Annotated in this window: 9 protein-coding genes and 2 pseudogenes; 8 read left to right on the forward strand and 3 right to left on the reverse strand. The window is 62.9% G+C overall.

Annotation, left to right across the window (positions count from 1 at the left end; all coding sequences use genetic code 11):
* The first annotated feature begins 128 nt into the window (after nt 1-128).
* Nucleotides 129-3,635, forward strand: coding sequence for a DNA polymerase III subunit alpha (dnaE, locus tag F3W81_RS20465; RefSeq protein ID WP_193081424.1), 3,507 nt, complete (start codon nt 129-131; stop codon nt 3,633-3,635).
* A gap of 222 nt (nt 3,636-3,857) precedes the next feature.
* Here dnaE and F3W81_RS20470 read toward each other — a convergent pair whose 3' ends face one another.
* Entirely contained in the window at nt 3,858-4,052 is a 195-nt protein-coding gene (locus F3W81_RS20470) for a SlyX family protein (RefSeq protein WP_193081426.1), read from the reverse strand.
* A gap of 208 nt (nt 4,053-4,260) precedes the next feature.
* Here F3W81_RS20470 and hisS point away from each other — a divergent pair, with 208 nt between their 5' ends.
* From hisS to hisG, 3 genes are read left to right on the forward strand one after another with little or no spacing between them, the layout of a single operon-like run.
* Nucleotides 4,261-5,745: a histidine--tRNA ligase gene (gene hisS / locus F3W81_RS20475; RefSeq protein WP_193081428.1), complete on the forward strand. Its 1,485-nt coding sequence runs from the start codon at nt 4,261-4,263 to the stop codon at nt 5,743-5,745.
* Nucleotides 5,746-5,748: 3 nt separating this feature from the next.
* Nucleotides 5,749-6,858: an ATP phosphoribosyltransferase regulatory subunit gene (locus tag F3W81_RS20480; RefSeq protein ID WP_193081430.1), complete on the forward strand. Its 1,110-nt coding sequence runs from the start codon at nt 5,749-5,751 to the stop codon at nt 6,856-6,858.
* Nucleotides 6,855-7,550 (forward strand): ATP phosphoribosyltransferase, encoded by a 696-nt coding sequence (gene hisG, locus F3W81_RS20485; RefSeq protein WP_193081432.1) that lies wholly within the window; start codon nt 6,855-6,857, stop codon nt 7,548-7,550. The genes F3W81_RS20480 and hisG overlap by 4 nt, the downstream gene beginning before the upstream one ends.
* Before the next feature lie 206 nt (nt 7,551-7,756).
* On the opposite strand, the gene F3W81_RS20490 is transcribed toward hisG, so the two are convergent.
* Both F3W81_RS20490 and F3W81_RS20495 read right to left on the reverse strand, forming a co-directional pair.
* A complete protein-coding gene (locus tag F3W81_RS20490; RefSeq protein WP_193081433.1) occupies nt 7,757-8,134 on the reverse strand; it encodes a hypothetical protein in 378 nt (125 codons plus the stop codon).
* A 134-nt stretch (nt 8,135-8,268) separates the two neighbouring features.
* A complete protein-coding gene (locus tag F3W81_RS20495) occupies nt 8,269-8,697 on the reverse strand; it encodes a DUF1489 family protein (RefSeq protein WP_193081435.1) in 429 nt (142 codons plus the stop codon).
* Nucleotides 8,698-8,856: 159 nt separating this feature from the next.
* Between F3W81_RS20495 and F3W81_RS20500 the strand changes: the two genes are divergently transcribed.
* From F3W81_RS20500 to istB, 4 genes and pseudogenes are all read left to right on the forward strand, one after another.
* The gene (locus F3W81_RS20500; protein WP_193081437.1) at nt 8,857-11,145 is read left to right on the forward strand and encodes an adenosylcobalamin-dependent ribonucleoside-diphosphate reductase; all 2,289 of its coding nucleotides are present in this window, start codon (nt 8,857-8,859) and stop codon (nt 11,143-11,145) included.
* 316 nt (nt 11,146-11,461) lie between these two features.
* Nucleotides 11,462-11,710, forward strand: a complete 249-nt coding sequence (locus F3W81_RS20505) for a hypothetical protein (protein WP_193081439.1) — start codon at nt 11,462-11,464, stop codon at nt 11,708-11,710.
* Between the two features lie 736 nt (nt 11,711-12,446).
* Nucleotides 12,447-14,184, forward strand: a pseudogene (gene istA, locus F3W81_RS20510) (IS21 family transposase).
* A 51-nt stretch (nt 14,185-14,235) separates the two neighbouring features.
* A pseudogene (istB, locus tag F3W81_RS20515) lies at nt 14,236-15,105 on the forward strand (IS21-like element helper ATPase IstB).
* The last annotated feature ends 32 nt before the right edge of the window (nt 15,106-15,137 follow it).

Here is a 15,137-nt window from a genome sequence, read left to right on the forward strand (position 1 = left end):
GGCGATTTGCGATCCGCTCGACTATGGCGGGCACCCTTTCGCGCATCAAGCCAAAAGCCGCGCCCGCTGCGCCTGTTTCCCCTTGGGCCTTCTTGCTGGGGAGGCAGCGCAGGCTTAGGATCGCGGGCATGAGCACCTCCCCCCGATTCATTCACCTGCGCGTCCATACCGAATATTCGCTTCTGGAAGGTGCCGTGCGCCTGAAGAAGCTGTCGGGCATGTGCGAGAAGGCCGGAATGCCCGCCGTCGCCATGACCGACACCAACAACATGTTCGCCGCGCTGGAGTTTTCCGTCACCGCCGCCGGGGCAGGGGTGCAGCCGATCATCGGCTGTCAGGTCGATATCGGCTGGCATGACGCCCAGCCCGGTGAAAAGCAGCACGCGCCGTCCCCCATGGTTCTGCTGGCCCAGAACGAGACCGGGTACGAGCATCTGATGAAGCTCAACTCCTGCCTCTATCTCGACAACAACGGCCAGATCCCGCAGGTCACGCTGGAGGAGCTTGAGGCCCATTCCGACGGCCTCATCTGCCTCACCGGCGGCCCCGATGGCCCCGTGGGGCAGATGCTGCAGGCCGGGCACCGTCCCGATGCGCAGGACCTGATGCAGCGCCTCGCGCGCGCCTTTCCGGATCGTCTCTACATCGAACTGCAGCGCCACCCGGACGAAGACGGCCAGCCCGAAAAGGAACGCCTGACCGAGCGCGGCTTTGTCGAGATGGCCTATGCGATGGACCTGCCGCTTGTCGCCACCAACGACGTCTATTTCCCGACGCCGGACATGTACGAGGCCCACGATGCCCTGATCTGCATCGCCGAGGGCGCCTATGTCGACCAGCAGCAGCCCCGCCGACGCCTGACCCGTCAGCACTACTTCAAGTCCCAGCAGGAGATGGTCACCCTCTTCGCCGACCTCCCCGAGGCTATTGACAACACGGTCGAGATCGCCCGCCGCTGCGCCTTCATGGCCTATCGCCGCGATCCGATCCTGCCGAAATTCGCCGATGACGAGGTGCAGGAACTGCGCCGTCAGGCCAACGAGGGGTTGCAACAGCGCCTCTCCGTGATCCCCCATGCGGTGACGGTGGAGGAGTACCAGAAGCGCCTCGACTTCGAGCTCGACATCATCGAGGGCATGGGGTTCCCCGGCTACTTCCTGATCGTTGCCGACTTCATCAAATGGGCCAAGGATCACGACATCCCCGTCGGCCCCGGTCGTGGCTCGGGGGCAGGCTCACTCGTCGCCTACGCGCTGACGGTCACCGACCTTGACCCCCTGCGCTATTCCCTTCTGTTCGAGCGGTTCCTCAACCCCGAGCGGGTCTCCATGCCCGACTTCGACATCGACTTCTGCATGGACCGGCGCGAAGAAGTCATCCGCTACGTCCAGCAGAAGTACGGCCGCGACAAGGTCGGCCAGATCATCACCTTCGGTGCGCTGCTCTCCAAGGCCGCCGTGCGCGATATCGGCCGCGTGCTGCAAATGCCCTATGGCCAGGTCGACCGCCTGTCCAAGATGATCCCGGTCGAGGGCGTCAAACCCGTCTCCATCGAGCAGGCCCTGATCCAGGAAGACCGCCTGCGCGAAGAGGCCCGCAACGAAGAGGTTGTCGACCGCCTGCTGAAGTACGGCATGAAGGTCGAGGGGCTGCTGCGCAACGCTTCCACCCACGCCGCCGGTGTGGTGATCGGCGACCGACCGATTGATGAGCTGGTGCCGCTCTATCAGGATCCCCGCTCGGACATGCCTGCGACGCAGTTCAACATGAAATGGGTGGAGCAGGCCGGTCTGGTCAAATTCGACTTTCTCGGCCTGAAAACCCTGACCGTGATCCAGAACGCCATTGCCCAGATCCACTCCGGCGGGCGCGACCTGCACACCGCTGCCGATGGCCGTCACCTCTATGACCCGGCGCCGGGCGGCGAGAACCAGATCAACCTGATTCCGCTGGATGACGAACGCACCTACGACCTCTACGCCCGCGCCAAGACGGTTGCGGTGTTTCAGGTGGAATCGACGGGCATGATGGATGCCCTGAAACAGATGAAGCCGACCTGTATCGAGGATATCGTCGCCCTCGTCGCGCTCTACCGTCCCGGCCCGATGGAGAACATCCCGACCTATTGCGAGGTCAAGAACGGGCTGAAGGAGATCACCTCGGTCCACCCCACCATCGACTACATCCTCGCCGAAACTCAAGGCATCATCGTCTACCAGGAACAGGTGATGCAGATCGCGCAGGTCATGGCGGGCTACAGCCTCGGCGGCGCTGACCTGTTGCGCCGCGCCATGGGTAAGAAGATCAAGGAGGCGATGGACGCCGAGCGCCCGAAGTTCGAAAAAGGTGCCGCCGAAAACGGTGTCGACAAGAAGAAGGCGACCGAGGTCTTCGACCTTCTGGAAAAATTCGCCAACTACGGCTTCAACAAATCCCACGCCGCCGCCTATGCCGTCGTCAGCTATCAGACGGCCTGGCTGAAGGCGAACCACCCGGTCGAGTTCATGGCCGGGGTGATGAATTGCGATATCCACCTCACCGACAAGCTGACGATCTATTTCCAGGAGGTGAAGAAGGGCCTCAAGCTGCCGTATGTGCCCCCCTGCGTGAACCGCTCGGATGCGACCTTCAAGGTGGTCGATGGCGCGCTCGTCTATGCGCTGGGCGCCCTCAAGAACGTCGGCGTCGAGGCGATGAAGATGATCGTCGAGGGGCGCGCCGGCAAACCCTTCGCCAACCTCTTTGACGTCGCCCGCCGGGTCGAGCTCAAGAAGGTCGGCAAGCGCCCGCTGGAAATGCTGGCCCGCGCCGGTGCCTTTGACGAGCTGGACCGCAACCGCCGCCGCGTCTTCGACAGTCTCGATGGGCTGGTGCAATACTCCGCCGCCTTCTGGGACCAGAAGACCTCCTCTCAGGTGTCGCTGTTCGGCGAGGCGGGCGATGACCTGCCCGAACCGCGCCTCTCGCCCGTGCAGGACTGGCTGCCCGCCGAACGCCTGACCGAAGAGTTCAAGGCCATCGGCTTCTACCTCTCCGGTCACCCGCTGGATGACTACATGGGCGCGCTGAAGCGCAAGGACGTCAAGACCCTCGACGAGGTCACGCGTCTTGCCGAAGGCGGTGCCATGGTCGCCAAGATGTGCGGCATTGTCACCGGCTGTCAGGAGCGTAAATCGGCGCGCGGCAACCGCTTTGCCTTCGCGCAACTCTCCGACCCGACCGGCGGCTACGAGATCACGATCTTCTCCGACACGCTGGAGGCCAGCCGCGATTTCCTCGTCAACGGCTCCAAGGTGGTGCTGACGGTCGAGGCGACGCTGGAGAGTGACCAGCTCAAGCTGCTGGCGCGCGGCATCGTGGCGATGGACGGCGTCGTCGCGGATGCCGGCGCGATCGGTCTGAAGATCTACATGAACGAAACCCGAGAGATCCGCGCGGTGCATGACGTGCTGCTGCGCGCCCGCGACACTGTGCGCGGCGTGCAGAAGGGGCCGATCCAATTCTGTCTGGTCAACTCATCGCTGCCCGGCGGGGGCGAGGTCGACGTCAAGATCAACGACGGCTTTCCGGTCACGCCCGAGATCAAGGGCGCGATCAAGAGCCTGCCCGGCGTCCTCTCGGTCGAGGAGATCTGAGGCCGCGTCGCCTGCCTTCCACTCTGCGATTCCTGCGCGATTCCTGCGCCGTCTGGTGTCACACCCAGTCGGCGCCTGGCCGCAGTGGTGCCCCTGCGCAGATCTGGCGGATGCCGTGGCCGCTGTCCCTACAGGTTGAACCGCCCGGATACCGTTCAGATACCGACGCAATACCGACATCAAAAACCGGCGGTTTCAGAGGGTTGGCAGGGCAGGGCGGTCTCAGTAGTGGGGTGGCTTTTCCGATCCGGTAAAGATCGCCGCACCACCCTCGGACTCGCGCGTTGCTTCGCGCTGCATCAGCATCTGCACCCGCCTCGTCAGCACGTCGATTTCCCCCTGCTGACGGGCCACCGTATCGGACAGATCGTCGACTGCACGGATCAGATGCGCCATCTTTTCTTCGATTTCCTGCACGTGCTGTCCTCCGGTTTGTGTCGCCGCTGGGGGCGCGACGGGGCATATCTAGCATAATCAGGCTCCGGGTCGACCAGCCTTTGTGTTGGCTGGGCGCAAGCCCGCCGGGCGCGTCGCGCATAAGGGGCCCGGCCCTCTCGGGCACGCTTGCCCCCTTCGGCCCCATGGGCTATGCCCCGGGCGCACTCCAAAGGGCAAGGATCAAGCGATGGCCAAGGTGAAAAAAGCACCGCGTCCGAAGGCGGAGACCCCCAAGGGCTTCCGGGATTACTTCGGCACGCAGGTAACGGAACGGACAGACATGTTGCGGACCATTGCCGGCGTCTATCATCGCTACGGCTTTGACGCGCTGGAAAGCTCCGCCGTGGAAACCGTTGAAGCGCTTGGGAAATTCCTCCCCGACGTCGACCGCCCGAACGAAGGCGTCTTCGCCTGGCAAGAGGGCGAGGAGGAGGGCAACGGCGACTGGCTCGCCCTGCGCTACGACCTGACCGCCCCCCTTGCCCGTGTCTACGCCCAGCACCGCAACGACCTGCCGACCCCCTATCGCCGCTACGCGATGGGGCCTGTCTGGCGCAACGAGAAGCCGGGGCCGGGTCGATTCCGCCAGTTTTATCAATGCGATGCGGATACCGTCGGCGCACCCTCCGTCGCCGCTGATTCCGAGATCTGCGCCATGCTCGCCGATTGCCTTGAGGCCGTTGGCATCCCACGCGGCGACTACCTGATCCGCGTCAACAACCGCAAGGTCCTGAACGGCGTGCTCGAAGCCATGGGCCTGTCCGAGGACACCCAACGCGACGCCGTTCTGCGCACCATCGACAAGTTCGACAAGGTCGGCGAAAGCGGTGTCCGCGCGCTGCTTGGCAAGGGCCGCCTCGACGCTTCGGGCGCCTATATCGACGGTGTCGGCCTTGCCCCTGAACAGGCTGATCCAGTGCTCGCCTTTCTCACCTCCAAGGGGGTCAACGCCACGGAAACGCTGGACAATCTGCGCGCCGCTATTGGCACGTCTGAGGTTGGTGCCGAAGGCGTGGCCGAACTCGCCGAGATGGCCGATCTGCTTGCGGCCCAAGGCTACGGCACCGACCGGATCGAGATCGACCCGTCTGTCGTGCGCGGCCTCGGCTACTACACGGGCCCGGTTTTCGAGGCTGAGCTCACGTTCGAAATCCTCGACGAAAAGGGCCGCAAACGGCAGTTTGGCTCGGTCGCGGGTGGCGGGCGCTATGACGATCTGGTCAAGCGCTTCACCGGGCAATCCGTGCCTGCGACCGGTGTCTCGATCGGGGTCGACCGGCTTCTGGCGGCGCTGCATGCCAAGGGGCGAATTGCCTCTGACGCAGCCGGTCCCGTCGTTGTCACGGTGATGGATCGCGAGCGGATGGCCGACTACCAGAGCATCGTGGCTGAGCTGCGCGAGGCCGGTATTCGCGCCGAGGTCTATCTTGGTAACCCGAAGAACTTCGGCAACCAGTTGAAATACGCGGACAAACGCGGCTCGCCTGCAGCTGTTATCGAAGGGGCGGACGAGAAGGCCCGTGGTGTTGTTCAGGTCAAGGATCTGATCCTGGGCGCGAAGATCGCCGAGAACGCGACGCTGGAAGAATGGAAAGAGCGCCCCTCGCAATACGAGGTGCCGCGCGATCAGCTGGTCGCGAAGATCCGGGACATCCTGGAAGGGCAGGGCTGAACCATGGGCAATCGCACTCCCGAAAAGGCGCAGGTGAAAGCCTGCGCTGCGGCCCTGCGTGAGGGCTTTGAGGCAGCGGGCGCCGTGCCTGTTGAGGCGCCTGTGCTGCTGTCTGCCAGCGCGCTGCTGGATCTTTACGGCGAGGATATTCGTGCCCGCGCCTATACCACCTCCGACATTCTGCGGGGCGAGCAGATGCTGCGCCCGGATTTCACGGTGCCGGTGGTGCAAATGCACATGGCGCAAGGGGCCGAACCGGCGCGCTATACCTATGCGGGCGAAGTGTTCCGCCGTCAGGAAGAAGACGAGGCCCGCGCCAATGAATATATGCAGGTTGGTTTCGAAATCTTTGACGGAACGGACCCGGCCGCTGCCGATGCCGAAGTCTTCGCCCGTGTGCAGCAGGCCGTGGCGCCGCTGAACCTGAAGGCGACGACGGGGGATATCGGGATTCTGATGGCTGCGGTCGAGGGGCTGGAGACGTCGGAGGCGCGCAAAGCCGCGCTCTGGCGGCACATCTGGCGGCCGGCTCGCTTCCGGGCGCTGTTGGAGCGATATGCGGGGCGCCATCCGGTGCCTGTGGCGCGCAAGGTGCTGCTGGCTGCGGACGATCCGTTCCGCAATGCCGGGCCGGAAATCGGGATGCGCAGCCGTGAAGAGGTCGCCGCGCGGATCAATGCGCTGCGCGTCGATGCCGCAACGCCACCGATCCCCAACAGCGACGTCATGCTGATCGAAGCGATCCTGAAGGTGCGTGAGACTCTGCCCTTCGCGCTCGAGCAGTTGCGCGACATAGCTGTCGACATGCCGGCGATTTTGCAGGCTGTGGAACGACTTGCGCGGCGCATGGAGGCGATGGCCGCGCATGGCATTGACGTCGAGGCGCTGGAGTTCGAGGCTGCTTTCGGGCGCACACACATGGAATATTACGACGGTTTCGTCTTTGGCTTCGTGGTCGAAGGGCGGCCGGATCTGCCGCCTGTGGCCACCGGCGGGCGCTATGACGCGCTGACGCGGGTGCTGGGGCGTGCCGAGGGGCGGCCCGAGGGCATTCCCGCTGTCGGGGGCGTGATCCGTCCCGGCATGGTTGTCGAGTTGGGAGGCTGGTCATGAGCATCAAGCTGGGTGTCCCCTCCAAGGGACGGTTGATGGACAAGACGTTCGACTGGTTCCGCGCCCGTGGCGTGGTGCTGGGGCGGGCCGGGTCCGACCGGGAATACGCCGGGAAAGTCGAAGGCATTGAAGGGGTTGAGCTGGTTCTGCTGTCGGCCGGGGAAATCCCGCGTGAGCTGACCGAGGGGCGCATTCACCTCGGCGTCACGGGCACCGATCTGGTGCGCGAAAAGCTGGGCCACTGGGAACAGCGGGTCGAGGAAATGGCCGAGCTGGGATTTGGCAATGCCGATCTGATCATCGCTGTGCCGCAGGCCTGGGTCGACGTCGACTGCCTTGATGATCTGGATGCGGTGGCCGCGGCCTTCCGGCGGGAACATGGCTTTCGTCTGCGGATTGCGACGAAATATCATAGGCTTGTGCGCGAATTCCTGAAGGAAAACGGCGTCGCGGATTACCAGCTGGTCGACAGTCAGGGCGCGACCGAGGGCACCGTGAAGAACGAAACGGCAGAGGCCGTGGCCGACATCACCACGACGGGTGAGACGCTGCGGGCCAACCACCTCAAGATCCTCAGCGACGGTCTGATGCTGAAGAGCCAGGCGACGCTGTTCCGCTCGCGCGCGGCCGCGATGGCCGATGAGGAGCGCGCCACATTGGCGGCGCTGGTGGCGCGGCTGGGGCTGGACTGACGGAGCGGGCAGGGGGCCTCTGCGCGCTCCGTCAGGGGCGTGTGGGGGCTCTGCCGTCCCTCGGCAGGCGCGTGGCGGCCAGCCGTCCGACCAATGGTTAACAGCGAAAACCGCGAAATCGCGATGTCGGTATTGCGTCGGTATCTGAACGGTATCCGGGCGGTGCGTGATCGGCGCAAAGTGCATGTGTTAACGGGGCAGCCTGCTCAGGTCGGGGAGCCGTCCGTCGCGCGGCCCCGCAGGAGTGCGGCATGGGCGGCGGGGTCTGCGGCCTTGAGCTTGTCGAGAGCGGTGGTCGCGCGCTCGGCCAGTTTCGACTGCATCTCGGCCTTCTTGGTCTCGACCGCCATGCGCAGGTCGTGGATCGCGGGCAGGGGCGTGTCGGTGGCGGCTGAGAGCGTCTCCAGCGCCTCGAGGATCTTGCCAAGCTGTGCGCCGTAGCTGGCGACATCCTTGAAGATCGCTTCCTCGATATCGGGCGAGCCGGCCATGTCCTCGGAGAACAGGCGCGGCTCAATGTTCTGCAGGATGTCGCCTGACAGAGGGGCCTTCCACAGGGCAAAGAGATTCGGCGCGGGGAACATGGGCAGGGCTTTCCGGCTTGGGATGGCGATATTCACCCCTGGCGTGTGTCGGCCTGTCAATATTCGCGCAGGATTTCGGGCGTTGGCGGTTTCGCGCTGCACAGCAATTGGGCCAGTGCCTCAGATCCAGTGCCTCAGATCACGCCGATTTCCGCGAGGGCGGCATTCAGCTCTGGCGGGAGGGCATCGTCATCGGCGCGGGTGCCGGAGAGATCGACAGGCGAATCCTCGGGCTTGAGATAGCGCCAGCCCTGAAACGGGCGCTTGGTCGAAGGGGCGACGCGGATCAGCTCAGGCTCCAGCACGAAGGCGCAGCGGCGCACGCCATCGCCGTGATCGGCTTCCTCCAGCCTGACAAAGCGCTGGCGAGCCTGAATCTGGCCCTTTATGACCCAGTAGATGCTGCCCCCGTCGAGCAGGTCATCTTCGCGCTTGGGCCACATGCGGGTGACGTGACGGACATTGCCATCGGCCGTGCGCACCATCGGAGTGGTCTGCCATGCCTCAAGATCCTCGACGCTTTCGGTGCCGACACTGAGTTTTATAAGGTTCGTCTTGGGCATAATATTCTCAAGGTGCTGTGGTGCTTCTGGGTGGGGACGCAAAATATAGTGCTTTGGCGGTCCGAAAAAAGTGCTAGGGTGTCTTGTGCCCCTAGTCCTGAAACCATAGTAAGCCGTTCTCTGTCAGCTTCAACCATGCCTTCTGCCAAAGGAATCGTGATGACCCGCTTTGCCGCCCCGATCGCCGAACAAGTCTGGGATATGAAATACCGCTTCAAGGATGCGGATGGAACACCCGTTGACCGGAGTGTCGAGGACAGCTGGCGCCGAATCGCGCGCGCCCTTGCCGCTGTCGAGGACGACAAGGACACCTGGGAAGACCGCTTTTACGGCGCGCTGGAGGATTTCAAATTCCTGCCCGCAGGCCGGATCACCGCAGGCGCCGGCACCGCGCGCCGTGTGACGCTGTTCAACTGCTTTGTCATGGGCACCGTGCCCGACAGCATGGGCGGCATCTTTGACATGCTGAAAGAGGCCGCGCTGACCATGCAGCAGGGCGGCGGCATCGGCTATGACTTCAGCACGATTCGCCCCAAGGGCGCGGATGTGAAGGGCGTGGCGGCAGATGCCTCTGGCCCGCTGTCGTTCATGGATGTCTGGGACGCGATGTGCCGCACGATCATGAGCGCGGGATCGCGCCGTGGCGCGATGATGGCGACGATGCGCTGCGACCACCCCGATATCGAACAGTTCATTGCCGCGAAAAGCGATCCGGCGCGGTTGCGCATGTTCAACATGTCCGTGCTGATCACCGACCCGTTCATGGCTGCAGTCAAGGCCGATGGACCTTGGGAACTGACCTTCGGCGACAAGGTCTATCACACCCTTCAGGCGCGCGATCTGTGGAACACGATCATGCAGGCGACCTATGATTACGCCGAGCCGGGCGTGATCTTCATCGACCGCATCAACCAAGCCAACAACCTGGCCTATTGCGAAACGATCGCCGCGACGAACCCGTGTGGCGAGCAGCCTCTGCCGCCCTACGGCGCCTGCCTGCTCGGCTCGGTGAACCTGTCGCGTCTGGTCAGCGATCCCTTCACCGAAAACGCCGCGCTGGATATTGCCGCGCTGGACGATCTGGTGCGCATGGCGATCCGCATGATGGACAATACCGTCGATGCCTCGGGCTTCCCGCTGGAAGCGCAGCGCCGTGAGGCCGAAGCCAAGCGCCGGATCGGTCTGGGCGTCACCGGCCTGGCCGATGCGCTGCTGATGACCGGCCTGCGCTATGGCTCGGACGAAGCTGCGGCCCAGACCGAAGCCTGGCTGCGGGCGATTGCGCGCGCTTCCTACCTCGCCTCCGTGGACCTCGCGAAGGAGAAGGGCGCGTTCCCGCTGTTCGACAAGGATGCCTACCTGGCCTCCGGCACCATGCAGCAGATGGACGAGGACGTGCGCGAAGCGGTCGCCGAACATGGCATCCGCAACGCACTGCTGACCTCGATCGCGCCGACGGGGACGATCTCGCTCTATGCAGGCAACGTGTCTTCGGGGATCGAGCCGGTGTTCGCCTATGAATACACTCGCAAGGTTCTGCAGAAGGACGGGTCGCGCACCGAAGAGAAGGTCGTCGATTACGCGGTGAAGATGTGGAAGGACCTCAAGGGCGACGCGCCCCTGCCGGACTACTTCGTCAACGCCCAGACGCTGGCCCCGCTGGAGCACGTCAAGATGCAGGCCGCAGCCCAGAAATGGATCGACTCGAGCATCTCCAAGACGATCAACTGCCCCGAGGACATCGGCTTTGACGACTTCAAGGAGGTCTACATGGCCGCCTGGGATCAGGGCTGCAAAGGCTGCACGACCTATCGCCCGAACGATGTCACCGGTTCGGTCCTGTCGGTCAGCGACTCCAAGGAAGAGGCCAAGCCCGCCATGCCCCAGGAGGGCGGCGAGGTCGTCTACATGGAGATGGCCGATCCGCTGGATCGTCCGCAGGCGCTTGAGGGCAACACCTACAAGCTGAAGTGGCCCGACAGCGAGCATGCGATCTACATCACGATCAATGACATCGTGATCAGCGGTCATCGCCGTCCCTTCGAGGTCTTCATCAACTCCAAGAACATGGAGCACTACGCCTGGACCGTCGCGCTGACGCGGATGATCTCGGCCGTGTTCCGCCGTGGCGGCGATGTGAGCTTTGTGGTCGAGGAGCTGAAGGCGGTCTTCGATCCGCGCGGCGGCGCCTGGATCAAGGGCAAGTACATCCCCTCGATGCTGGCCGCGATCGGTGGCGTGATCGAGCGTCACATGATCGAGACAGGCTTCATTGCGGGCGAGGGCCTCGGTCTGAAAACCGACCCGACCGCTTCGGTCGTGGGTCTGAACGCCGGTGGCACCAGCCACAACCGCGGCAAGGCCTGCCCGAGCTGCGGTCAGTACACGCTTCAGATGGTCGAGGGCTGCATGACCTGCACCTCCTGCGGCCACTCCAAGTGTGGCTGAAAGTGCGTGTCGGAATAGTCAGAGAAAGCAGATGAATGCGCAAACGGAAGCATAAGTCTGCGCAAGGGGTGTCAAGGGCGAAACGTATCGCCTGGTGCCCCTAGGCATCTCTCTGTCAAACAGTGATGGAGGCGCTGGGGCTGTTGCTCCGGCGCCTTTCGCGTATGAAGGAAATGTGCGGTTCGTGGCATGAAGCGGCGGATTCGGCGGAGGGCCGTTGTGGCCTCCCTGTATGAGCCTGCGCATGGCGCATTGGGGCTGGCTTGCGATGGTGAGACCCTGGACACGAGTTCGCTTAGAGGCGGTGGGAACTCCGATGAAGACCATTAAGCCGACGCAAGTTGTCGCTACGATCCTCAGCCGATATCAGCGTCAGAGAAATTGTCAGGTGCCCGTCACAGCAACAGATGTCTACGCCGACACCATTGCTCGCGTCTGTGGAGACGACGTTGACCTCGACCCGGTCGAACGGGGCCTCGTCCACCTCAAGCGCCAGAAGGTGATTTCCTTCAGAAGACTGGTCACGCTTCTTGCTCGCCATCAGCGCGAGATCAGACCTGAGTGACGCCTCCCGAGGGCTTCCCGGGGTACTGGGCTCAACACCAGATACGAATACACGAAGCGTCATCGCTCTTGGGAGCGAATGGTTTGATTCAAGGGGTCGTAGTCACCGCACACGTCCGGCGCTGCATGGTGATCTGTCCTGGCTAGAAGGGCGGGAAGCGGTCGTTCGCTGCTTCTGCGAAGGCACCCCGACCGCACCGCGGAAGCGGACATTCAGGCGAGAACCAAGACCGGAGCCCGCTCGATCGAAACCAGGGGCGGATCGCGGACATTCTCTGCGGATGCAAGATTATCGCTTACATTGGGAAGGACTGACATTCCGCGTGCCAATGATCTCGCCAACAAGTTCCAAGGCGATTCATCTTCTCATCTCTCACCGGCAAATAACTGAAAACATCTCCCTCAGAAATGTGCCCGAAAACGATGGCGGCGCTAACATATCCAACGCATAGTGCTCGTTCGTGGGCTGATCGACAGGGTGATGGATTTCGAATCCTCCCCCGCAGCTGTCTCTTCAAGCGTTTGATATAGAATTGCAGTTTCTGATTACATTGAATTTACTCGTCCTAACTTGAGGTGTGTTGGATGTCACTCAGAGCTGACCCAGCAGAAGTCGAAATTGTCACTGAGAATTGACCCATGTGGAACCTTGCCCCTGACGGGATTTGTCGGGGGTTATTGGAGTGATCGACAAGGATTTTTCAAGCGTCATTCGACGTTGGGCGTTGCGGGACAAGATGCCCATCCGCGAGATTTCACGGCGGACCGGGCTGTCTCGCAACACCATCAGGAGGTATCTGCGGGCGGGCACTGTTGAGCCCAAGTTCCAGGCACCATCAAGGCCAAGCAAGCTGGACCCGTATGCCGCGAAGCTGACAGGCTGGCTGGTGACGGAGCAGCGCAAGTCGCGCAAGGACCGGCGCACCGCCAAGCAGATGCACGCTGATCTTGTTCAGCTTGGCTATGGCGGCTCGTATGAGCGGGTCGCAGCCTTCGTGCGGGTATGGAAGGGGGATCGGCAACCTGCGCTGCAAACCACCGATCGCGGGACATTCGTGCCGCTGGTGTTCCAGCCGGGCGAGGCGTTCCAGTTTGACTGGAGCGAGGACTGGGGTCGCGCACGGTCTGCGCGCCTCCGGCACGGCGTCGGCGGCGAGCGCATCAAGTTGCAGGTGGCCCATATCAAGCTGTCGCACAGTCGGGCGTTTCTGGTCAGGGCCTATCTGTTGCAGACGCATGAGATGCTGTTTGACGCGCACTGGCAAGCGTTCCGGGTCTTTGAGGGCTCCCGGGCCGCGGGATCTACGACAGCGGGAATTGTCCGCCATTGGTCCGAGGACAATGGACGCGAAGACGGCGGTGGATCGCGTGGGCGCTGGCAAGAAGCGTGATGTGAATGCGCGGTTCCTGGCCATGCATTGCCCGGCAGGCGAATTGCGCAGCAATTCTGCCGAGAGGAGCCAGCCACTACGTTTTTGAGCCCAATTTTTGCAATCCGGCAGCGGGCTGGGAGAAAGGACAGGTGGAGAAGAACGTCCGCGATGCGCGTCGCGCTGAAAGCGCGCCTCCGGCACTACGGCTCTGGCAGGTGATGCCAGCCTTCTCAGATCTCGATGCGCTGAATGACTGGCTTGAAGAGCGCTGCAAGGTTCTGTGGGCCGAGACTGCGCATGGCACTTTGTCCCCCTCTCACACATGCAAGCATGTGTTGCCGGTCAGCGGGCAGTATTGCCGATGCCTGGGAGGCCGAGAAGCCGACGCTGATGCCCTTGCCTACGGCCTTTGATGGCTTCGTCGAACAGAGCAAGCGCGTATCGCCCACGCATTGCCCGGCAGGCGCATGCGAAGCATGCTGCCGAGAGGGGGCCTTATCACCTTCGACCGCAATCGCTACTCTGTGCCTGCCAGCTTCGCAAACCGCCCCGTCAGCCTGCACATCTACCCTGAACGGCTGGTGGTCGTGCTGGAAAGCACGCCTTTGGCGTGACGGCCGAAGGGCACGTGGTCTGCGAGCATCGGCGCATCATTGAGCGGTCGCACCGGCAACCTGGCCGCGTCATCTATGACTGGCAACATTGCCTCGCCGTGGTCCAGCGCAAGCCGGGCGCGCTACGAAATGGTGCGCCCTTCGTCGAGATGCCAGAGGCGTTCCGTCAATTGCAGGGGCAGATGCTGCGCAAGCCCGGCGGCGATCGCGAGATGGTCGAGATTCTGTCCTTGGTTTTGCATCACGTCATGCCGGAGGCATGCTTTCAGCATGACGAACAGGCCGTTCTGTGCGCCGTGGACATGGCGCTGGAGGCGGGCGTGCCGACCAAGACCCATGTGCTGAACCTGCTCCACAGGCTGGTGGATGGCACGCCAATCGACCAGCCCGATGTGACGCCACCTTCAAGTCTCGCCCTGAAGAAGGAGCCTGAGGCCAACGTTGCGCGCTACGATGGACTGCGGGGAGGCACACGCCATGCGTCATGATCCCGCCCATTCAATCCTGCGCGCCTCTGGCGCGACGCCGCAATTGTCATCATGCTGCGCAGCCTCAAGATGCATCACGCCAAAGGCGTGCTTCCAGCACGACGCATGGCGCAGGCAGTGCATGACCTCATGGAACAGGGAGCGCCTGCATTTGACGCGGTCACGCTGAAAGCGTGCCTCCGGCACGGCCCCGATCCTGTCGCAACTGCTCAAGGCTGAAATGGCCGAACGCGAGGTGCGCTCCATCCACTGCCCGGCAGTGCATGTTTACATGCACGAGAGGGGCCTATCACATGAAGGCCGCGCGCTTCCCGGCCTACAAGGACCTGTCCCGCTTCGACTTTGCCACCAGCGAGGTCAACGAAGCCCTCGTGCGCCAACTGCATCGGTGCGAGTTCATGGACGCGGCCGAGAACGTGGTCCTGATCGGCGGACCCGGAACTGGGAAAAGCCACGTTGCGGTCGTGCTGAAAGCACGCCTTTGGCGTGACATTGAGCATTCAGGCCATTGAGCATCATCGCAAGCGGGTGCGCTTCTTCTCGACCGTCGAACTGGTGAATGCGCTGGAACAAGAAAAGGCCCAGGGAAAAGCTGGAAAGATCGCCGAGGCGCTGGTGAAGACCGAATTGGTGATCCTGGACGAGCTCGGCTACCTGCCGTTCAGCGCCTCGGGCGGTGCGCTGCTGTTCCATCTTCTCAGCAAACTATACGAGCGCACCAGTGTGGTCATTACCACCAATCTGAGCTTCAGCGAGTGGGCCAGCGTTTTTGGCGACGCCAAGATGACCACTGCACTCCTCGATCGCCTCACCCACCGCTGCCACATCCTCGAGACCGGAAACGACAGCTACCGCTTCAAAGCCAGCTCCGAGACAGCGAAAAAGAAACGGAAGGATACAGCGCCATTGACCACGTCATGAACCAGAAGACATAACAAACGGGCGGGTCAGTT

This window comes from Pseudooceanicola spongiae (assembly GCF_014899185.1).
Taxonomy (GTDB): Bacteria; Pseudomonadota; Alphaproteobacteria; order Rhodobacterales; family Rhodobacteraceae; genus Pseudooceanicola; species Pseudooceanicola spongiae.